The organism is Coleofasciculus sp. E2-BRE-01, assembly GCF_040221695.1.
GTDB lineage: Bacteria > Cyanobacteriota > Cyanobacteriia > Cyanobacteriales > Coleofasciculaceae > Coleofasciculus.
Window position 1 is genome coordinate 26,095 of sequence record NZ_JAVKEA010000098.1, and the last position, 21,135, is coordinate 47,229.

A 21,135-nucleotide genomic window follows, 5' to 3' on the forward strand; every position below is an offset into this window, starting at 1 on the left:
TACTATTTAGGTTCACTTGTGGTTATATTCACCAATGGAGTGGCAACCGATAGAAGATTTACCATCAAGCTGGCAAAATTTGGCGAGTGCTGAGTTACCCCCCTTAGTCACTGTTTGGGATGAACAAGCAGAACGTCTTCGCACATCGGGTGAGTTCAAAACGTTTATGGATAGGCTACGCCGAGAGATAGCCATCGAAACAGGAATTATTGAGCGGTTATACACTATAGATCGAGGAATAACTCGCCTTTTAATTGAACAAGGAATTAACGAAGCTCTGATTCCTCATGGAGCAACAGATCGTCCGGTAAAACAAGTCGTGTCTTTAATTCAAGATCAAGAAACGGCAATCGAAGGACTATTTGATTTTGTCGGTGGGCAGAGAAGTTTGTCCACATCTTATGTCAAGCAATTACACCAGGTTTTAACTCAGAGCCAAGATAGTACAGAGGCATTAGTTCCACAGACGGGGCAAATCATTCGCGTTCGTCTCATACGAGGTGACTGGAAGCAACAACCGAATAATCCGATGCGGCTAAATGGGACGATTCATGAGTATTGTCCTCCAGAACAAGTGGCATCGGAAATGGATAGATTGATTGAATTGCATCATCACCATCGAAACCAGAAGATTCCTCCTGAAATCGAATCAGCTTGGTTGCATCATCGATTTACTCAAATTCATCCATTTCAAGATGGGAATGGTCGAGTGGCTCGATGTCTTGCCAGCTTAGTCTTTATTCAGGCGGGATGGTTCCCCCTGGTTCTTACTCGTGATGATCGTGCTGCTTATATTGCGGCATTAGAACAAGCTGACCAAGGTGATTTGAAAGGCTTGATTAATCTATTTACCAAGAGTCAAAAGCAAGCTTTTATCCGTAGTCTTGGTTTATCTGAGCAAGTTTTATCGGAGACACGACGGACTCAGGTAATTATTGCTTCTATTGCTGAAAAGTTAAAGCAAAATAAATCAGAATCTCTGCAAGCGCGAAATCAAAAAGTGGAAGGTTTTGCTGCCAATTTATTTGAGATTACCTCAAATCGCTTACAAAATGTCGCTAATGAAATCAAACTATCTGTTCAAGGTTTAGTTGATGAACCTGAAGTGTTTACCGTTACGGCGTCTGCTGGAGACAATCGTTCCTACTATCATCGTTACCAAGTTGTCGAGACAGCTAAACAGTTAGGATATTTTGCTAATCTCCGTAATTATCATACTTGGATACAGTTGGTTATTAATGTAGAAACCTCAATGACAATTTTACTATCGTTTCATGTTCTGGGGCATGAGTATCGTGGTTTGCTGGTATGCTCTGCCTGTGCGTACTATAGAGATAATACAGAAGAAGGTGAATGGAACATTAGTGAGATTCAAGCGTTAACCGATTCTCCATTCCAGTTTTCTTATGCTGACGACGAAGGAGGCAATTTGATAGAGCGCTTCAAACAGTGGTTAGAGGATGTGATTTTGACAGGGTTAGAATATTGGAACAAGAGTCTCTAAAAAAATAGCGATCGCACTCCTCATCCCAAAACACGCGATCGCACGGACTCACCCCAAAACACGCGATCGCACACCTTCTATCAGTCTTACTCTATCTATGTTTCTATCCAGTCCAAGTTAAGTTCGTGCCTGCCACGACTTGGGATCTCGCCGACTATGAAAAATTGCCGTCACAATTACCCGACTTGATACAATCCGATAGTACACGGCATAAGGAAAACGTCGCACTACTGCCCGCCGGACATCACGATATACGATGGCATAAGACTCTGGTATCAGACAAATACGATTTAGCATCTCATCCACACAGTCCAAAAACTCATCACCAAGTCCTCGTTTTTGGCTCTCGTACCAACGATATGCGTCGTTAAGCTCTTCACGAACTTCCGGGCGAAATACCAGTGCGTAATTCATTACTGCCCCTGAATCGATCCTTTTATTTCCTCCCAAGTCATTACATTGTCCGGATTTATTTCATAGTCATCAATTCGATGATCAAGTTCCTGTTTTTGCCTCTCTGTTAGATCGGGATAGACTTGCTCGGCTGCAATACTATCCCAGATTGCTTGTACCAGACGGATTCTCTCTTCAATGCTGAGAGATACAATTTCATTCAATGTTGCTGTAATATTCATAAAAACTCCTTCGTTGTGGGAAACCCCGTGTCTTTAGACCGGGGTTGCTTACGCTGAAACGCCTAGATAGAAAAGCTGGCGATTAAGCTGTGGGTTATTTAAACAGCTTTTAAGACCAGAATGCCTGTGTTGAGTATCTATGATAGCGCGATCGCACTTTAAACTGAACTTTCCCCGGTGCCGATGTACTACACCTAGGTTAAAGCCTCATCCAGTAAGGGTTTGAGCGGTGATAGGCAAAAAGCGTAATGGGTACAACCTTCGACTCTGATGGCATACCCTCTGATCCTATAAGGCTTGATTTGCGATCGCACTCTCTCTCAGTCTTACTCTATTCCTGTTTTTGTCTAGTCTTGAGATATCCGATGAACTGATACCGCCTCAGCCAATATCGTCGGGTAAGTCATCGATGTTTTCGATGCGGATGCGCTGACTTCTACCGCTCAAGCGTGACATCGTATTCAATTTAGGTAGGGGCGCACCGACGTGCGCCCTCCAAGGTTGCGGTTCTAGCCGATAGTTTGATGGGCGTATGCCATACGCCCCTACAGTCAGGTTGTTTTGTAATATAGGAAGACTTGATGTGCGATCGCACTCTCCACCCCAAAACACGCGATCGCACACCGTCTCTTAGTCTTACTCTATCCCTATTGCTGCCTAGTCTTGAGCCACCGGATGAACTGATACCGTCTCAATCAATATCGTCGGGTAAGTCGTCGATTGACATTCCTGCTTGTTCGAGAAGTTCTTTCAAACGTTTGATTTGCCCCAAAGTCAACCTCAGCTTGTGTTCTCCTCTTTCGTGACGTCCAATGGTTCGGGTTGTTGTCCCCAGTTCACGCGCAAATTCTTCCTGAGTCATATTCAGGCGTTCACGAACTTGTCTAAGAGTTGGCAAGTTAGAGTCTTGAGACATCCGATGAACTGATATCGCCTCAGTCAATATTATCGGGTAAGTCATCAATTGACATTCCCGCCTGTTCGAGAAGTTCTTTCAATCGTCGGATCTGAGCAAAGTTCAGTTTTATAACTCGTTCGCCTGCTTCATGACGGATGACTGTTCTGCGCGATATTCCCAAGCAGTCAGCTATTTGTTCCTGGGTCATTCCCAGTCGCTCTCTTACTTCCTTAAGAATTGGCAATTCTGGGTTGCGTTCTGAGTTTTTATCGTTTACCATTCTATTAGGCGAGTGACATTCGGTCACTTTAGTAACCATAAACAAACACAAGTGATAGGGAAACGCATAAGAGAAGTCCCCATACTTCCTGCTTCCCTATCCCTCTATGGGTAGTTTCTCACACGAAGCACGTTGCCCTCATGTTTAAGCATGGGGCTATACTGCCCTTATGTGTAGCTGCGATTTCAATCGCCTCGTGCGTAAGTCCTGAGAAAGCCTTCCATAGAGAAGGGGCGATCGCATATTTACGTTTATGCCAGATCGCCCTTAGCTAAAAAACACTAACTCAAATCATAACAATGAAACATACTCAATGGCTTCGCCTGCAAGCTGAAGGCGACAGGATCGTTGCGTCTTTTCGTGCAGATGGTTTCAACTGCTGTAAACAGCCACGCCACCTGTCTTGGCAGATTAGCAAAGATTCAGTGACTTACAAGTTAACTTGGCTACCCGCGCCAATCAATGAGTGGAGTTTGTTACCCAATGATGGAACGCCACAGCGAGAGCGACTTTTAGCGATAATTGATTCTATCTTGGAGCATCGGGGATGTGGGCGCACAGCCGAACCATCTCCTAAGTCTAACCACAGCTTTTGGCATCAACAGCATTATCCTTGGACACTGGTGAGGCTTTTGCCCAATGCTCAACATTATACGGTTGCTCGGTTCTACAGCCGCACAGAAGCTGAAAATCACCAGCGCTTTCTGGCAAAGTGGATGCCTGATGCACAGTTTGAGGTGGTTTTCGATGCGGATGCGGTGACTTCTACCGCTAAAGAGTGACATTGTATCTTGATCTAGATATGTGTATACTAGGTTTAGTGAGCAATAAAAAAATCCAAGCCAGAAGGCTGGCTCGGATTAGGCGATTTAACGCCTTTGCTCGCTACGGCTAGTTGTTAATCCGTCGCTGAGGTGGCTGCTTTTATCCTTAGCTTTATCGGGTATAGCGATTATGGCCGTAATCGCGCACTCGATTAACTCCGGATGCTTGACAACTTCTTTCTCAACGAAAGCCAAAACAACTAAAACCATAGCAAAGGTTCGGAAAAAGATCCTTTGCATGTTTTTATTGTTTTAGAAACTCTACTTATTATAGCGCCTCCTTTCGGATAGTAGGCGCAATTTGTATTATGGTCACATTCCACTACACTCATGCTAACTTGCGATCGCACCGCACCTCATCCTGACTTTTCAGGGGAAGTTTAGAAACTATTGTAGAGACCAAACATGGACGGTCTGGGCAGGTTTAGTCACATCTGGATACAACCGAAAAGATAGTAGTGAAACCCGCCCCTACACAATCTCCCTTCATTGCACCATATATTGTGGAAAAGAAGACCCAATCCCCCCTTCCCGCCTAACCCGGACAGCCAATACTCTAAACTGAGAGATTGATCGTACTAAAAAAGGGAACCTCACGATGCGACTCTCTCAAATGCTACTCGTCACCCTCCGGGAAGACCCAGCCGAAGCCGAAATCCCCAGCCATAAACTCCTGGTTCGCGCTGGCTATATCCGTCGCATCGGTAGCGGAATCTACGCTTATCTCCCCCTGATGTGGCGCGTTCTCCAAAAAGTCTCCCAAATTGTTCGGGAAGAAATGAACGCCACTGGCGCCCAAGAATGCTTACTTCCCCAACTCCAACCCTCTGACCTGTGGCGAGAATCTGGGCGCTGGGACACCTATACTAAAGCCGAGGGGATCATGTTCGCCCTCACCGATCGCCAAAACCGAGAACTCGGACTCGGACCCACTCACGAAGAGGTAATCACCACCATCGCCCGTGAGATGATCCGTTCCTATCGCCAACTTCCCCTCCACCTCTACCAAATTCAAACCAAATTTAGAGATGAAATCCGCCCTCGGTTTGGACTGATGCGGGGACGAGAATTTATTATGAAAGATGGCTATTCCTTCCACGCTGATGAAGACAGCCTGAAAAAAACCTATCAGGACATGGATCAAGCCTATCGCAACATGATCAGCCGTTGTGGTTTAGCCTTTCGCGCCGTGGAAGCTGATCCGGGGGCGATTGGTGGTTCCGGTTCCCAAGAATTTATGATTCTGGCGGATATCGGCGAAGATGAGATTCTCTACACTGAGGATGGGAACTATTCTGCCAATGTGGAAAAAGCCAGTTCCCTCCCGGCGGATGCTGAACCGTCTCCCTTTGAGACTTGCGAAAAACGGGAAACCCCCAAAACATCCACCATTGACTCCCTGTGTCAATTCCTCAACTGTTCGCCAACCAACGTCTTGAAAAATGTCCTCTACCAAGCCGTTTATGACAATGGGATGACGGTACTGGTAATCATCAGTATCCGAGGCGATCAAGAGGTTAACGACGTAAAATTGCAAAATGAATTAGTCCGTTTAGCTGATCAGTATAACGCCAACGCCCTCATCGCCCTAACCGTTCCCGACGCCACCACCCAGGCAAAATGGGCGTCTAAACCCCTCCCTGTCGGCTATATCGCCCCGGATTTAGATGATGATTATATCCGCCCTGCTAGCGATGTCGCACCGAGATTTGTACGCTTAGTTGATAATACAGCCGTTGACCTGAAAAATTTTGTCACTGGGGCGAATGAAACCAATTATCACGTCGTTGGTGCGAATTGGGGTGAACCCTTCGCCTTACCTAAACAGGTGGTAGATTTGCGGACAGCCAAAGCAGGCGATCGCGCGATTCATGATCCCAGCCAAATCCTGCACAGCGCCAGGGGGATTGAAGCCGGACATATTTTTCAGTTAGGCACTAAATATTCTAAAGCCATGGGTGCGACGTACACCAACGAAGCGGGGGAAGAAAATCCCCTTTATATGGGATGTTATGGTGTAGGCGTATCGCGACTGGCGCAAGCGGCGGTTGAACAATCCTATGATAAGGATGGAATTATTTGGTCACCCGCGATCGCACCCTACCACGCGATTATTACTGTTCCCAATATCTCCGACGCCAAACAGATGGACGCCGCCGAGACACTTTACCAGCAGTTGTGGCAAGCTGGTGTAGAAACCTTACTCGATGACCGCGATGAACGGGCGGGTGTGAAGTTCAAAGACGCGGATCTGATTGGCATTCCCTATCGAATTGTCACTGGGCGATCGCTGAAACAGGGTAAAGTAGAAGTTGTAGTGCGGGCAACTCACCAGTCTCAAGAATTGCCCCTGGATCAGGTTGCTTCTACCGTTAAACAATGGCTTGACGCGGCATTAACGTAACCTCCACAATTAATACTGAAATGAATAAGGCAGCACTGACTCGATTCATCATAGTGGCACTTTATATTTCTGCCTTTATGGGTGTAATGTTGGGTCTAGTCGGTGGATTTCAGACAGGTATTGCCTGTACTGCCCTGGTTTTTTTCTCTATCCTTTCCTATAAGTATCCCCGAATTGGATTATGGGGACTGCTGATTTATCTTCCCTTCAGCGGGAGCATTATTTATTCGCTGGGTGATGTTTACCAATCCCTGGGTGAGAGAATCGCCTACTCCGGGAATCATCCCCTCTTTCATTTAATTAAAGATGCCTTTTACATTCCCGCCTTAATTGCCCTGATTCAGTCGCGGGATTCGTTCTGGAAGCTACTACCGCGATCGATTCTCAAACCCTTATTAATCGCGATCGCGGTTGTGCTAGGGGTGGCGTTAATTACGTTCCTGTTGATTAATGTACCCCAGGAGTTTGATCCCCAGGTCAAAGGAAGTCCCTTTCTGATGGGAATTTTAGGATTAAAAGGGCTAGTGGGGTATATTCCCTTACTCTTTTGTGGGTATTATCTGATTCGCGATCGCACGGATTTATTTTTCCTGACTCGTTTACACTTAATTGTGATCCTTATCTGCTGTAGCTTGGCGTTTCTCCAATATCTGTGGCTAGTTACTGGTTTATGTCCCAGTAGCAATAGTTTGACCGGAGAAGCTGTTTACAGAGCCAGTTTACAGGTAAGATGTTTAGTCGGCGGTTCTCTGTTATACAATCCTAAAGTCGGGTTAATTCGTTTACCGGGTACATTTGTTGCACCTTGGCAATGGGGTTGGTTTCTCATTTCCAGTGCCTTTTTCACGTATGGGGCGAGTGTCAGTGATCCGTCTCGTCGTTGGCGACTCGTGGGGTGGGTGGCGATGGTTGCAGTCTTGGCGGCGGCGGTCATTTCGGGTCAACGAATTGCTTTGGCGATCGTTCCGGCGACGTTTGTTCTGTTAGTATTACTCACGGATCGGCATAAGGGATGGCTACCGATTAAAGTAGGAATTGGGGTGCTTTTAGCGATTTGGATTACTCGAACCTTGGGAAAGGTAGAAGAACGAGTGATTAGTTTTGTTGATCGCTGGGAGGCGTCTCCACCACATACGTTTATGCTGGATCAATTTCAGTGGGTATTGAGTAGACAAGAGGGAATATTGGGACATGGTTTAGGACGAGCAACGAATGCGGCACGTCGCTTAGGAGAAACTCAACTGATTGAAACCTATTATGCCAAATTGTTTTACGAAATTGGTCCGATTGGGGTTTTGGCTTTTCTGGCGCTGGTGTCTTTGCTGACGTTTTTGACGTTTAAGGCATATCGGTCAGTTCAAGATTCGTCTTTACAACGGTTAGGCTTGTGTCTTTGGGTGTTTGTTTTATTTATTAGTTACAATACCTATTATTATCCTCTGGCTGTTGATCCGGTGGAGGTTTATTATTGGTTTTTTGCTGGGGTTTTGCTCAAGTTACCTAAACTTGATGATCGGGTAGGTTGTGAAACACTATGTTCTGATCACAAAGACGCTTAGCCTAGAACATAGGGTAGGGCGCACGTCAGTTATTGGTGTCAACTTAAGATGAGAAGCAGGGGGAGCAGAGGGAGCTGGGGGAGCAATGGTACATTTTCCCTGATAAGCTGTTTAGTAAGCTAGTCCGCGCAGGCGAACTACCCTTCGGGAAGGCTTCGCATACATTTGTGTAGCGGCGACTTCTAGTCGCCAGGGCAAAAAAGGGGTTCCTTAATTACCGAGGTTTTAAAACTTGCCAAAGGATAAAAATAGTAAAGCTGATATAGCCACATACGACGATCCAATCCTGCCAATTATTAGAATTTGTGAAAACATTATTACTCATTGGGATTATAGATTTAAGTTTGAGGTTAGGCGACAGGGCGACCCGAGTCGATTGAGTGGATTGGGGGTGTTCATTAATATCAGCGGGTCGCCCCTACAACTGTTTATTGATGTTGGTAGTTAGCCTCAACAAATGTTCATTGATATCTATACATTAGAACTTTTTTTAACGCTAACTATTTTGATATCAAAGGATGTCTGGGGTATTCTAAAAGAAACTACAAATAAACTCTCCAGCGCCATCCGGTTCAAATGAAACCACTATTCCATCCTGGCGAATCCGGGTGCGATCGCGACAATTATATATCTCTACAGGACGTTTTACTCCATCAATACTCACAGCGGCTCGATACCGCCAATAATACTTAGCGGAGCGCTTGATACTTAGAATACAAATATTGTGATCCTTGATTGTGCGACACACCGACGCCTCAGCCGGAAATGCTACAACCCACAGTATTGCAAGTATTCCCAGTAAAACACTCCATTTTACTTTGTCATTGGTCATTGGTCATTGGTCATTGGTCAAGGTGTAGGGTGCGTTAGCGTAAGCGTAACGCACCATTTCAAAAGATAGTAGTGAAACCCGCCCCTACACAATTTCCCCTATCTCCCAGACGTTCCACCGGAACGTCTCTACAACCACAGCTCCCCCAGATCCCTCATCTCCCAGCGCTTTGATAGATGGGGATTATCGCTTTGATTATCAGATTGTCTAATTGCTTTGTTTGAACTTTACCATCAACCCATTACACTATAGACTAATCTTAGAAAACTTCAAAAAAATTAACCGTTAAGTAAAAATACCTGTTTATCAGGGTCTCTTCACGTCCATTAGCACTGAAGAGAAAATTTGTATACCCCCAAGAGGTCATGTCGATGACTCAGTTTTTCCTTGACTCTGCCTGGTTAATACCTTGCTATGCCCTATTAGGTGCAATTTTAGCCGTCCCTTGGTCTCCGGCAATTATCAATCGTACCGGACCGAGACCCGCAGGCTATATTAATCTATTGATGACCTTCATCGCTTTTTTGCATGGGTTGTTGGCATTACTCGCCATCTGGAATCAACCGGCTCAATCGGTTGTGATTCCGTGGCTACAGGTGGTTGATTTGGATTTATCCATTCCCGTAGAAATGTCGGCGGTTACGATTGGGGCGACGATGGTGATTACGGGGTTGAATTTCCTCGCCCAAATCTATGCCATTGGTTACCTAGAAACCGATTGGGGATGGGCGCGGTTCTATTCGTTGCTGGCGTTGTTTGAAGCGGGAATGTGCGCCCTTGTTCTGTGTAATTCCTTGTTTTTCAGCTATATTATCCTGGAAATTCTCACCCTGGGAACCTATCTTTTAGTCGGATTTTGGTTTAATCAATCCTTGGTGGTAACGGGGGCGAGAGATGCATTTCTGACCAAACGGGTAGGCGATTTAGTCCTATTAATGGGCGTGATTGGGATTTATCCCCTATCCAAAACCTGGAATTTTTCGCAATTGGCAGACTGGGCAAGTACGGTTAATCTTGATCCGAAAGTCGCTGCATTAGTGGGGTTGGCATTAATTGCCGGTCCTATGGGTAAATGCGCTCAATTTCCCCTGCATTTATGGTTAGATGAAGCCATGGAAGGACCGGTTCCCAGTACCATTCTACGGAATGCTGTGGTGGTCTGTACGGGGGCGTGGGTGTTGATTAAACTGCAACCCGTAATTGCTATCTCTCCGGTTGCGGTATCCGCTGTCATTTTAATTGGTGCGGTAACCGCAGTGGGTGGTACGATGGTCGCGATCGCACAGGTTGATATTAAGCGTACTCTATCCTATTTGGTGAGTGCTTATTTGGGATTGGTGTTTATCGCCGTGGGTACGGGACAAATCCAAACCGCCCTATTATTAATGTTGACGTATGCCGTCGCCATGGGGTTATTGGTGATGAGTACCGGGGCGGTTATTTGGAACAGTATTACTCAGGATGTGACGCAATTGGGCGGGTTATGGGCAAAACGCCCAGCTTGTGGCTTGTCTTATCTGGTGGGGGCGGCTGGATTGATTGCGGTTCCTCCTCTGGGCGGATTTTGGGCGTTTTTACAGTTGGGGGATTCTCTGTTTACCAGTCACCCGAAATTATTTGCCCTGGTGTTAGTGGTGAATGCGTTAGCTTCGTTTAGTCTATTCCGTGTCTTCGGGTTAGTCTTCGGTGGACAAGCTAAAGAAATGGCACAGCGATCGCCTGAAGCACATTGGCCCATGCTATTTCCGATGATACTGCTGATGGGGGTTACGTTACATGTTCCGTTACTATTGGGAACATGGCAACTGTTACCGGAATGGGTAAGCTTGAATCCTACAGTGGCGGGTTCGTTGGTATTGTCGAGTGCAATTGGTGGCGGTGCAGCGGCGTATTTGTATCTGAGTAACCAGGTGGAAAAGCCGATTCGATTTGGTTCAAAGGCGTTGCAAGACTTTTTTGCCTACGATTTATATACCCAAAAGTTGTATCGGGTAACGATAGTGTTTCTGGTTGATTTGATTTCCAGAACTATTTCTTGGGTTGACCGTTATATTGTGGATGGTTTGGCTAATTTAGTCGCCTTTATGACGGTGTTTAGTGGGCAAAGCTTGAAGTATAATGTTTCGGGTCAAACCCAGTTTTATGCGTTGACGATTTTGTTGGGGGTGGCGTTATTGGGCTTTCTGTTGAGTTTGCCGATTCTGTCGCGTCTTTCGCTGATTGTTGGTGGATAATTTACGTTTTTGTCGGAGTGGTTGGTGGTGAAAGATGTGTTTTTTTAACGCAGAGGAACGCAGAGGTTAGCGCAGAGGGACGCAGAGGGGTTAAGTGAGGTGGTGGAGGAATGGATGTGTTCACTGTTTAGAGGGATGTTAAATGGGGAGACGTGGGATAGCGTGTTTTGAGGTTTGAGGGTTTCGGGGTGGGTTGAACTGGAATCATTTCTAGTTAGTTAGAGATTGATCAACTCGCCCCTCTTAAGTGGAAGCGTTTTGAGTTGGAATTTTTGACAGAATTATGCTGAGTACGCTGATTGGGTTACCTGTTGTTGGTGCGATTATTATCGGGTTTTTGCCGGGAAAGGTGGCACAAACACGACTCCGGGCGATTGCTTTGGCGGTGGCGACGGCGATTGTTCTGGTGACGTTGTGGTTAGCCACGCAGTTTGATATCACCTATTCCGGTTGGCAGTTTCAAGAGGAGTTGACCTGGATTCCGCAATTGGGATTATCCTACAAGTTAGGGGCGGATGGTTTATCGTTTCCGTTGCTGGCGTTGGGGAGTTTGTTGAATTGGGTGGTTATTTTTAGTAGCCGCGTTGATGTGGAACGGCTGCGCCTTAAATATGCCCTGATTTTGTTGGTGAATGCAGGGGTTACTGGGGCGTTTCTGGCACAGAATTTGTTGCTGTTTGTCCTATTCTATGAATTGGTGTTGATTCCCTTGTACCTGTTAATTGCAATTTGGGGGGGAAGCAAGCGGGAATATGCGGCGATGAAGTTTCTCATCTATACCGCTGTGTCTGGAATTCTGATTTTGGCGGCATTTTTGGGGATTACGTGGCTGAGTAATTCCACTAGCTTTAATTATGAGGCGATTCAAACTCAAGGGTTATCGTTAACGACTCAGTTGATTCTGCTGACCATTTTATTGGTAGGATTTGGAATTAAAATTCCCCTGGTTCCCTTACATACCTGGTTACCCGATGCTTATGTGGAAGCGTCACCCGTGGTGGCAATTCTGTTAGGAGGGGTTGTGGCGAAGATGGGAACTTATGGGTTGGTACGCTATGGGTTACAATTGTTTCCCGAAGCCTGGTCATTGGTAGCGCCGGGATTGTCAATTGTTGGCGTGGTGAGTGTATTGTATGGTGCATTGAGTGCGATCGCGCAAAAAGATATTAAACGGATGGTGGCGTATAGTTCAATTGGTCACATGGGGTATATTGTTGTCGCCGCCGCTGCGTTAACGCCGTTGAGTCTTTTGGGGTGTATTACTCAGATGGTGAGTCATGGGATTATTCTGGCGATTCTGTTTTATTTGGTTGGGGTAGTGGAAACTAAGGTGGGAACTCGCGAGTTGGATGTTTTGAATGGGTTGATGAATCCCACGCGGGGTTTACCCTTGGTGAGTGCGTTACTGATTTTAGGGGGAATGGCAAGTGCGGGGATTCCCGGTTTAGTCGGATTTGTGGCAGAGTTTCTGGTGTTTCAAGGAAGTTATGTGGTGTTTCCTTGGCAAACCATTTTATGTATTTTTGCGTCCGGGTTGACGGCGGTTTATTTTGTGATTCTGCTGAATCGTACTTGTTTTGGCAAGCTGGATAATCGTAAGGCTTACTATCCGAAAGTTCTCTGGGATGAACAGGCACCTGCGATTATTTTGGCGGTGATTATTTTCTTCCTGGGTATTCAACCGGTTTGGTTAGTTCGGTGGACAGAAACGACGACGAATGCGATTGTTTCGGCGGTGCCGACTCAGGTTGATCAAAATGTGGCGATGGCGGATTCGTCATTAGTTATTCGTCATTAGTCATTTGTCATTAGTCATTTGTCATTAGTCATTAGTCATTCGTCATCTGTCATTTGTCATTAGTCATTCGTCATCTGTCATTAGTCATTCGTCATACTCGCTTTCATCGAGAAGCAAGCTACGTCTTATGTAGTTCTTTGACGTAAACAATGGGCGGGTTTAGTTAAGTTAGGGGTTTGATCCGAAACGTTATTGGTAAAACCCGCCCCTACACCACTCATTCGGGGCGGGTTTAGTTACATCTGGGTGGGGGAAGAAACGATAGTTGTCAAACCCGCCCCTACACATTCAAAATGAAAAAATAAAAACTTGATAACCATGGTACAAACTCCAACCAAACCAGCAACGAAATTACCTCCGTCTCAGCATGAATTTGCGGATATTGTGCATCGCTTGGAAGCTGGGGGGGCGATGGTTCCCGATACGCCAGAAAATTTAATGCAAATTATTGGTATCTGGAAGGCGTATGCGGTGCCGATGGATTTCTATTGGCGGGATTTGCTTTATATTGGCGAACGAGTCTTTTTGAATCCGTTTCCCTTCTTTAAATATTTCCTGCCCAAGGAATATTTAGACCTCCATAATCATTATGCGGGGGATGATGCCGATTTACGGATTTGGCGGGGTCAAGCAACGGCGCATCCGGAACTTGGGGAATTTATTGAGAAAGGGGAAACCCAGAAAATGCCCAAGTTATTGCATCACTTGTGGCATGACCGGATTAATATGGAGTTCGCTGAAGCTTGTATGCGGGCAATGCTTTGGCATCGGAATATGTACGCCCCGGTGAATCAGTTTGATCCGTATCTGGATACCCAGGAATATAAGGACAATGCGAATCGGGCAATTGAGGCGTATTTTAAAGGAAATCCGGTGATGCTGGGATGGCATAAGCTGTTCCCAGAAATGTTTATCGAACAGTGTCGTCAGGCGTCCTATTATAGTCTGTTGGGGCTATTTTGGGAAGTCATGGCACCGGTGTTCTTTGAGGTGTCTGATCTCTACGATGAAGGAAAAATCACCTCTGTCCCCGAAGCGATGAACTTTTTGGTGAATGGCATATTCGCGATCGCGGGTCGTCCGATCTATCATCATGTGTATGTTAAGGGGGAATGCTATGAAGTGATTCCCAAGTCCAAGGGGTTTACCTGGCTGTATGAGGCGGCACTTCCCTATGTGGAGTCGGTATTTTATCGTACAGCACCGTTTAGGGGTACGAAGTCCTATAATGCCCAAGCCGGGGAAGTTCCCAGTGATCAGAAAGACTTCCATTATGGGGTTCTCTATGCCGATAAATTCCCCGTGGGTTCGGCGGGCGTTCCGCCGACATTGTTGATGCAGGATATGTTACATTTCCTACCTCCTTATCTGCGAGAATTCTATGAAAAGCGCTGTCGCCGTGAAAGTGATATCCTGAATCAAATTGGTGTTACCTTTCAGCGATCGATGTATTGTGTGACATCGGCGGTATTTCAGGCGTTACGAACCGCACTGTTATATCCCTTAGATGACCCAAATCCGAAGCATTTACAGGCGAATCGGGCATTTTTTGAAGCGCAATTAGACCGATTCTGTCGCCCAGAGTATGGAATCCGGGATGCGGCGCGGTTACAGTATATTCAGACGGCTGATTATCGGTAATTTATTTCCATCAACCTACTTACCAGATCCCCGACTTCTCAAAGAAGTTGGGGATCTCTGTCTAACACATAAATATACCCATAGATATAGGTGAAAAAATTAAAATCTGCATAGTCTAGTTTTAAAACGGATTAACGTTAGTCTTAATAAGACGCTAATCCCACAAGAGTAAAGGGATTGGTGTATGAATATTACAGAATTAACTCATCTTCCAGCCAAGCTTCTACAATCTAAAATTAGGATGCTTCCATCGAGTTGGAGTCATCACAGGTTTGATCAGAAGGAGTAAAACGATGAAAAATGAAGAAAATGAAGCCAACCCCCTTCTTGATCAAGTTGTGGCATTACAACAACGAGTGGGCGAGTTAGAAGACGAGATTGGTGACTATAAACAGCAACTGGCGCAGGAACGAGAAACGCGCCAGACAATAGAAACCCGCTTACAGAAAACGGAGGAACGCCTGTCTTTGGTGCTGCGGGCGACAAAAGATGCCATCTATGAGTGTGACTTAGAACAAGGTATCATTAGCTGGAACGCAGCATACAATGAACGTTTAGGCGATCGCCCACAGTCAACGGCATATTCCTGGGAATGGTGGATTGAACACCTGCATCCCGACGATCGCGACAAGGTTGTCGCTAGCTTCAAAGAGACACTCGCGGGTACAGGCGATCGCTGGATGGCGGAGTATCGCTATCAAAAGACAGATGGTAGCTATGCCCATATTTTAGATCGCGGCTATATTCTGCGGAATCAAACCGGGAAAGCTATTCGGGTAATCGGCACATTATTCGACGCCACCGAACAAAAACAAATTGAAACTGAACTACGCCAGCAGCAAGAATACCTACGTCTTGCCAACGAACGATTCCAATTCGCTGCCCGGGCAGTAAATGCGCTAATTTATGATTGGCAGATTACCACGAATCGAGTAGAACGAACCGATGGACTCACCAACATTTTAGGCTATTCCCTCAGCGAAGCCGAACCCACTGTCAACTGGTGGCGCGATCGCATTCATCCTGATGACGTGCAACGAATGGATCAGGAGACAGCAACGGCGTTGAGTCAGGGGGATTCCTATCACGTCGAATATCGTGTTCTGCACAAAAACAACTACTATATTCATATATTGGATCAAGGACTGGTGGTGACGCGAGATGATCAAGGACATCCGATTCGTGTGATTGGTAGCACCATCGATATTAGCGATCGCCAGCACACAAAAGCCACCCTGAAACAACGGGAAACCGATTTGCGCTTAATTACAGATGCAATTCCGGCGCTAATTGCGTATGTGGATTCAGATTGCCGTTACCGCTTCGTCAATAGTGCCTTTACCACTTGGTTTGGATATCCAGCCGAACAATTAATTGGTCAATCTGTGGCAGACTTTGTCGGTGCAACCGTCTATGAATATATGCGCCGGGATATTGAAGCCGCCCTAGCGGGTGAATCCGTAAAGGTTGAAATGTGGATGCCGTTTGAAGATGGGGAGTCACGCTATGTTAGCAGGCAGTATATCCCCGATAGTGATCCGCAAGGGAATGTGAAAGGCTTCTATGCCTTCATTAACGATATTACCGATCTCAAACAAACAGAAGCCGCTTTACGGGAGAGAGAACAGCGCTTTAGCACCTTATTTAATGGCATGGAAGATTGGGTACTCGTTTATCCTCTCACTCCCGACAATCAACCCGGACAATTCATTGAGGTGAATGAACAAGCTTGTAAACGGTTAGGCTATACCCGGCAAGAACTCCTCACCCTATCGGTTGCGGATATAGTGGACTTCCCCTTAGCTGATATTAACCTCAGTTTCCAGAAATTGTTGCAAGAGAAACGAGTCGTTATCGAATCAGTACATCGCACCAAAGACGGTCAAAAAATTCCCGTTGAAGTCAGTTCCACCCTATTTATGCTGGATGGTTTGCCCACCGTTCAATCCATCTGTCGAGACATTACTGTACGTAAACAGGCAAAGAAAGCGCTACGCCTCAGTCAAGAACGATTTCGGGTTGCCCAAGATCTGTCCTTAGATGGGTTTACTATTCTCAAAAGCCTTCGCGATCCAGCCGGAAACATTGTTGATTTTGAGTGGACTTATGTCAATCCCATGGCGGCAAAAATGCTGAATCATTCGGTTTCCGAGTTACTCGGTCAACGCCTGCTTACTATCCTGCCAGGGAATCAAACCAATAGTGACTTATTTGAGCAGTATGTCAACGTCGTAGAAACCGGAAACTCCCATGATATGGAAGTGCGCTACGAATCCGAAGGAATTGTTGGCTGGTTTCGCAACATGGCAGTCAAATTAGACGATAGTGTCGCCATTTCCTTTAGCGATATTACCGAACAAAAACAAGCCGAGTTCGCACTACGCAAAAGTGAAACGGTTCTCAATGCCTTTATTGCCAGTTCCCCCATTGGTATAGCCTTCTTTGACCATGACTTACGCTATGTCTATGCTAATGAAGCCTTAGCGACAATGAATGGCATCCCCCTGAGTCAACATTTAGGTCGTACTATCGGGGAAGTTGTGCCACAGATGGCACCTGAATTTGTCCCCCTGCTGGATCAGATTTTACAGACTCAGCAACCGAGGCTGAACTTTGAGTTTCAGGGTGAAGTTCAACCCGGTGTTTATCGCCATACTTTAGCCAATCACTTCCCGGTTTGCTTACCCGATGGTGAACTATTGGGAGTGGGTGTCACCGTGATGGAAATTTCTGAACTCAAGCGGGTAGAAGCCGCCTTACGCATCAGTGAAGCCTTTGCCCACGCCAGAGTGCAAGAGTTAGAAACGTTAATGGAAATTACCCCAGCGGCGCTTTGGATTGCCCATGATCCTGACTGTCACCAGATGACGGCTAACCGGACGGCGTACAATTTAATGAGAATGCCACCCGGTTCCGTAACAACCGCAACCCCTGCGGATGGTTCCCATCCCCTGCCCTTTAAACAATATAAAAACGGACAAGAATTTCTCCCCCAAGACTTACCCATGCAGCGTGCGGCTAGAACCGGGCAAGAGGTTGTCGATGAAATCGAATTTGTCTTTGAGGATGGCACAGTGCGCTTCCTGTATGGCAAAGCTGTTCCCCTGTACCACGACTCCGGTGAGGTGCGCGGTGTGATTGGCGCATTTGTGGATATCACCGAACGCAAACAAGCAGAACGGGAGCGTGAACAACTTCTAGCACGAGAACGTGCCGCCCGTAAAGAGGCGGAGTCTGCCAACCGGATTAAAGATGAATTTCTGGCAATTTTGTCTCATGAATTGCGTTCTCCCCTGAATCCTATCCTGGGATGGACAAAACTACTCCGCAGTCGTCAGTTTGATCAAGCCGCAACCGATAAGGCATTAGCAACCATTGAACGTAATGCCACGATTCAAATTCAGTTAGTGGATGACTTACTCGATGTTGCCCGAATTCTGCGCGGAAAAGTTTCTCTGACTCGTCATCGGCTTGATTTAGCGATCACAATTAAAGCGGCGATTGAAACAGTGCAGTTAGCGGCAGAGGCGAAATCGATTCAAATTCAGACTCATTTTATCGGTAAGGTGGGTTTGGTTGAAGGGGACTCTGGGCGGTTACAACAAGTGGTGTGGAATTTACTCTCCAATGCGGTGAAGTTTACTCCATCCGGGGGACAGGTGGATGTGACATTAGCAGAGGTGGATGATTTTGCCCAGATTACCGTCAGTGACACAGGTATCGGAATCTCTGCCGATATTCTTCCTCATATTTTCGACTATTTCCGTCAAGCAGATAGTTCGATGACGCGCCAGTTTGGGGGATTAGGATTAGGACTCGCGATCGCACGTCATATTGTGGACTTACATGATGGCATGATCCAGGCAGAAAGCCCAGGAGAAGGACAGGGGGCAACATTTACTGTCAGATTACCCCTACTTCCAGATAAAAAGCAACGAATCAGACATAACGCCCATGATTGGCAGAAAACGTCCGATACCACTCCCTTGAAGGGGATACGAGTTCTGGTTGTCGATGATGAGGCAGACACACGAGAACTCCTAGGGATCATTTTGCAACAAGCTGGGGCAGAGGTGATCATAATGGCATCGGCACAGGAGGTGTTATCACAATTTAACCAGTTAACCCTTGATATCCTGGTGAGTGACATTGGTATGCCCCAAATGGATGGGTATCGTTTATTGCAACAGATTCGGGGCATGTCCTTACCCCAAGCGAATGTCACTGCGATCGCATTAACGGCGTATGCGGGAAACTCCAATCAGCAAAAAGCCCTAGCCGCCGGATTTCAGCAGCATTTGCCTAAGCCTGTTGCCCCCAAGGATTTAATTCACGCGATCGCCCGGTTAATGGAACAGGGAAATAAATGACTCTTATTACCTTAATTACGTCTATTTGTCAATCTGCTTTAAGGCTGATTCTATGAAACGTCTGTAAAGATTTCGTGACAACTTTGAAGAGTTAGTAAACTCTCCGGATTTTTCACCCATTACGCGCCATTGGCTGATAAAACTGAATACTAGAGAAACCTAAGTTTTAAGCCAAGCCGTTTATCTAATCATGCCAACTCATCCCAAATAAAACTGTAAACATTGTTACAAAACTTAAAACTTTGCTGACTCTACAGGGTTAACTACAGGGGTAAACCCTTGAGATTAATTGTTAGCAAATTAGAGAAAAATGCCTTTTCTCGATTAATTTTAATGCAAGTTTGTAGGTAGATGAATTAACTCTTCCTTCGGGGAGAGTTTTTTGTTTTTATGCACAATTTAATTTCACAAAATCTTTATAGAAAGTTCATTTTAACTTTATTGATCTCCGTAAAAATACAGTTATAGTTAAATTGTGGTCAGAGAAAAGCAGCGAAACGAACCTCAATAACACAGTCGTTTACGTTATTTTCGGAGACTACACCAAAGCAACAAAAAACTCGTAACTAATTCACGGAGTAAAAATAAATGTCTCATCCTATCAATGACAACTTTGTAGATAGCATTCAACTTAGCGGTGCTTCAGTCAGCACAAGAGGAACCAATGTGGGAGCCACTGGGGAGATAGGTGAACCCTCTCAAAGTGGAAGTACTGATTCAGTCTGGTGGTCTTGGACAGCACCTTCATCGGGTCAATTCACGATTGATACAAATGGCAGTAACTACGACACTTACTTGAGCGTCTTTACAGGTAACGCTGTTAACAGCTTAACCACAGTTGCTCAAAATGATGACGGTGGTATTGGCTTACAAAGTGAAGTTTTACTGAATGCAACTGCTGGCGAAACCTATCATATTGCAGTGGATGGTTGGAGCAGCAGCGAAGGCTTGATTGATCTCAACATTGATGCTGTGCAACCACCAGTCAATGACAATTTTGCTGATAGAATTAGCGTCGTTGGTGCCTCTGTTGCGGTTGAAGGAATGAACGAATATGCTACTGGAGAAACTGGAGAACCAGGTCAATCGGGTCAACTCAACTCATCGTGGTGGACTTGGAGAGCGCCTGCTGATGGTGTAGTAACGATAGATACAAATGGTAGTAATTATGATACCTATCTCAGTGCCTTTACTGGCAACGCCGTCGATGGATTAACCACAGTTGCCCAAAATGATGACGGTGGTATTGGTTTACAAAGCCAACTAAGCTTTGCCGTTGAAGCTGGACAGACTTATCAGATTGCTGTCGATGGCTTCAGCAGTAATCAAGGCGCAATTGATCTGAATATAAATTTACCTTTAAATTACACCCAAGTTGGCACCTCAGCGAACGAACAACTGAATGGAACTGGCGCAAACGATATCATCGCCGGACTCGGAGGAAATGACCAAATCAACGGTAATGGGGGTCATGATTATCTTGAAGGTAACGGCGGTAATGACACCATCGCAGGCGGTTCTCTGAGTGATTATCTAGATGGTGGCGCTGGTAACGACCTTCTCTACGGTAACGGCGGCGGTGATACCATCTTCGGTAGAGGTGGCGATGATGGTCTATACGGTAGCTCTGCTACAGATTATCTCGATGGTGGTAATGGTGATGACACCCTTTACGGAAATGGCGGTAGAGATACCCTTATCGGTGGTCGTGGTGATGACTTAATCTACGGTGGTTCATGTCCTGATCATATTCTCGGTGGCCAGGGCGACGACATCATTTACGCCAATGGTGCCAACAATGGCGCTGACTACATTGATAGTGGTGTTGGTCAGGATACCATCTGGCTGGGTCACGGTGATGCCGAGGTTGTCCTCTCACAAGGAGTTGGATTCGATGTGATTAATAACTTCCAGCTTGGTCAGACGTCTCTAATCGTTAGTGATGTGAATGCGTTGAGTTTCGCTGATGGTGCAAATGGTGCCCAAATCTATCAAGGCAGCGACTTGTTAGCCACCGTGAGTTGGCAGTCTGCTAGCACATTTGCCGATAACGCGAATGACATCTTTGTCGCTGCCTAGATATTTCGTCTGATGTTTTAGTCTTTCTTAGTCTGCATAGTAGTCTAGTCAAATCAAACGGGAGATGCAAAGTATCT

15 protein-coding genes are annotated in these 21,135 nt (G+C 45.9%); 9 read left to right on the forward strand and 6 right to left on the reverse strand.

All coding sequences use genetic code 11. The features are described 5' to 3' along the window. Positions 1 to 34: 34 nt before the first annotated feature. Complete coding sequence (locus RIG66_RS12045) at positions 35 to 1,504, forward strand: Fic family protein (RefSeq protein ID WP_446378310.1); 1,470 nt, start codon at positions 35 to 37, stop codon at positions 1,502 to 1,504. Positions 1,505 to 1,621: 117 nt separating this feature from the next. Here the strand turns inward: RIG66_RS12045 and RIG66_RS12050 are convergent, their stop codons facing one another. The 5 genes from RIG66_RS12050 to RIG66_RS12070 form a co-directional block, all read right to left on the reverse strand. Further along, positions 1,622 to 1,918, reverse strand: coding sequence for a type II toxin-antitoxin system RelE/ParE family toxin (locus RIG66_RS12050; RefSeq protein ID WP_446378312.1), 297 nt, complete (start codon positions 1,916 to 1,918; stop codon positions 1,622 to 1,624). Next, positions 1,918 to 2,139: an addiction module protein gene (locus RIG66_RS12055; protein ID WP_446378314.1), complete on the reverse strand. Its 222-nt coding sequence runs from the start codon at positions 2,137 to 2,139 to the stop codon at positions 1,918 to 1,920. The genes RIG66_RS12050 and RIG66_RS12055 overlap by 1 nt, the downstream gene beginning before the upstream one ends. 381 nt (positions 2,140 to 2,520) lie before the next feature. Then, the gene (locus RIG66_RS12060) at positions 2,521 to 2,763 is read right to left on the reverse strand and encodes a hypothetical protein (RefSeq protein WP_446378316.1); all 243 of its coding nucleotides are present in this window, start codon (positions 2,761 to 2,763) and stop codon (positions 2,521 to 2,523) included. 67 nt (positions 2,764 to 2,830) lie between these two features. After that, positions 2,831 to 3,100, reverse strand: coding sequence for a helix-turn-helix transcriptional regulator (locus RIG66_RS12065; protein WP_446378318.1), 270 nt, complete (start codon positions 3,098 to 3,100; stop codon positions 2,831 to 2,833). After that, a complete protein-coding gene (locus RIG66_RS12070; protein WP_446373621.1) occupies positions 3,075 to 3,317 on the reverse strand; it encodes a helix-turn-helix transcriptional regulator in 243 nt (80 codons plus the stop codon). Before RIG66_RS12070 ends, RIG66_RS12065 begins: the two co-directional genes overlap by 26 nt. 299 nt (positions 3,318 to 3,616) lie before the next feature. On the opposite strand from RIG66_RS12070, the gene RIG66_RS12075 reads away from it, so the two are divergent. From RIG66_RS12075 to RIG66_RS12085, 3 genes are all read left to right on the forward strand, one after another. After that, entirely contained in the window at positions 3,617 to 4,099 is a 483-nt protein-coding gene (locus tag RIG66_RS12075) for a hypothetical protein (RefSeq protein ID WP_446378320.1), read from the forward strand. Between the two features lie 640 nt (positions 4,100 to 4,739). Further along, positions 4,740 to 6,545, forward strand: a complete 1,806-nt coding sequence (gene proS / locus RIG66_RS12080) for a proline--tRNA ligase (protein ID WP_446378322.1) — start codon at positions 4,740 to 4,742, stop codon at positions 6,543 to 6,545. Between the two features lie 20 nt (positions 6,546 to 6,565). Then, positions 6,566 to 8,104: a hypothetical protein gene (locus RIG66_RS12085; protein ID WP_446378324.1), complete on the forward strand. Its 1,539-nt coding sequence runs from the start codon at positions 6,566 to 6,568 to the stop codon at positions 8,102 to 8,104. 532 nt (positions 8,105 to 8,636) lie between these two features. Here RIG66_RS12085 and RIG66_RS12090 read toward each other — a convergent pair. Then, positions 8,637 to 8,936 carry a hypothetical protein gene (locus tag RIG66_RS12090; protein WP_446378326.1) on the reverse strand — a complete coding sequence of 100 codons (300 nt, stop codon included), beginning with the start codon at positions 8,934 to 8,936 and terminating at the stop codon, positions 8,637 to 8,639. A 371-nt stretch (positions 8,937 to 9,307) separates the two neighbouring features. Here RIG66_RS12090 and RIG66_RS12095 point away from each other — a divergent pair, with 371 nt between their 5' ends. The 5 genes from RIG66_RS12095 (at position 9,308) to RIG66_RS12115 (ending at position 21,058) form a co-directional block, all read left to right on the forward strand. Then, the gene (locus RIG66_RS12095) at positions 9,308 to 11,170 is read left to right on the forward strand and encodes an NAD(P)H-quinone oxidoreductase subunit F (protein ID WP_446378328.1); all 1,863 of its coding nucleotides are present in this window, start codon (positions 9,308 to 9,310) and stop codon (positions 11,168 to 11,170) included. 283 nt (positions 11,171 to 11,453) lie between these two features. After that, positions 11,454 to 12,968: an NADH-quinone oxidoreductase subunit M gene (locus tag RIG66_RS12100; RefSeq protein ID WP_446378330.1), complete on the forward strand. Its 1,515-nt coding sequence runs from the start codon at positions 11,454 to 11,456 to the stop codon at positions 12,966 to 12,968. 318 nt (positions 12,969 to 13,286) lie between these two features. Continuing rightward, complete coding sequence (locus tag RIG66_RS12105; protein WP_446378332.1) at positions 13,287 to 14,609, forward strand: CO2 hydration protein; 1,323 nt, start codon at positions 13,287 to 13,289, stop codon at positions 14,607 to 14,609. 293 nt (positions 14,610 to 14,902) lie between these two features. Then, positions 14,903 to 18,979 carry a PAS domain S-box protein gene (locus RIG66_RS12110; protein WP_446378334.1) on the forward strand — a complete coding sequence of 1,359 codons (4,077 nt, stop codon included), beginning with the start codon at positions 14,903 to 14,905 and terminating at the stop codon, positions 18,977 to 18,979. A gap of 588 nt (positions 18,980 to 19,567) precedes the next feature. Next, positions 19,568 to 21,058: a calcium-binding protein gene (locus RIG66_RS12115; RefSeq protein ID WP_446378336.1), complete on the forward strand. Its 1,491-nt coding sequence runs from the start codon at positions 19,568 to 19,570 to the stop codon at positions 21,056 to 21,058. Positions 21,059 to 21,135 lie beyond the last annotated feature (77 nt).

What these genes read in the sequence shown, in the direction of transcription:
- RIG66_RS12105 (WP_446378332.1), top strand. Translation starts at nt 13,287, where the DNA reads ATGGTACAAACTCCAACCAAACCAGCAACGAAATTACCTCCGTCTCAG.
- RIG66_RS12100 (WP_446378330.1), top strand. Translation starts at nt 11,454, where the DNA reads ATGCTGAGTACGCTGATTGGGTTACCTGTTGTTGGTGCGATTATTATC.
- RIG66_RS12090 (WP_446378326.1), bottom strand. Translation starts at nt 8,936, where the DNA reads ATGACCAATGACAAAGTAAAATGGAGTGTTTTACTGGGAATACTTGCA.
- RIG66_RS12085 (WP_446378324.1), top strand. Translation starts at nt 6,566, where the DNA reads ATGAATAAGGCAGCACTGACTCGATTCATCATAGTGGCACTTTATATT.
- RIG66_RS12115 (WP_446378336.1), top strand. Translation starts at nt 19,568, where the DNA reads ATGTCTCATCCTATCAATGACAACTTTGTAGATAGCATTCAACTTAGC.
- RIG66_RS12110 (WP_446378334.1), top strand. Translation starts at nt 14,903, where the DNA reads ATGAAAAATGAAGAAAATGAAGCCAACCCCCTTCTTGATCAAGTTGTG.
- RIG66_RS12045 (WP_446378310.1), top strand. Translation starts at nt 35, where the DNA reads ATGGAGTGGCAACCGATAGAAGATTTACCATCAAGCTGGCAAAATTTG.
- RIG66_RS12055 (WP_446378314.1), bottom strand. Translation starts at nt 2,139, where the DNA reads ATGAATATTACAGCAACATTGAATGAAATTGTATCTCTCAGCATTGAA.
- RIG66_RS12050 (WP_446378312.1), bottom strand. Translation starts at nt 1,918, where the DNA reads ATGAATTACGCACTGGTATTTCGCCCGGAAGTTCGTGAAGAGCTTAAC.
- RIG66_RS12070 (WP_446373621.1), bottom strand. Translation starts at nt 3,317, where the DNA reads ATGGTAAACGATAAAAACTCAGAACGCAACCCAGAATTGCCAATTCTT.
- RIG66_RS12065 (WP_446378318.1), bottom strand. Translation starts at nt 3,100, where the DNA reads ATGACTTACCCGATAATATTGACTGAGGCGATATCAGTTCATCGGATG.
- RIG66_RS12095 (WP_446378328.1), top strand. Translation starts at nt 9,308, where the DNA reads ATGACTCAGTTTTTCCTTGACTCTGCCTGGTTAATACCTTGCTATGCC.
- RIG66_RS12075 (WP_446378320.1), top strand. Translation starts at nt 3,617, where the DNA reads ATGAAACATACTCAATGGCTTCGCCTGCAAGCTGAAGGCGACAGGATC.
- proS (WP_446378322.1), top strand. Translation starts at nt 4,740, where the DNA reads ATGCGACTCTCTCAAATGCTACTCGTCACCCTCCGGGAAGACCCAGCC.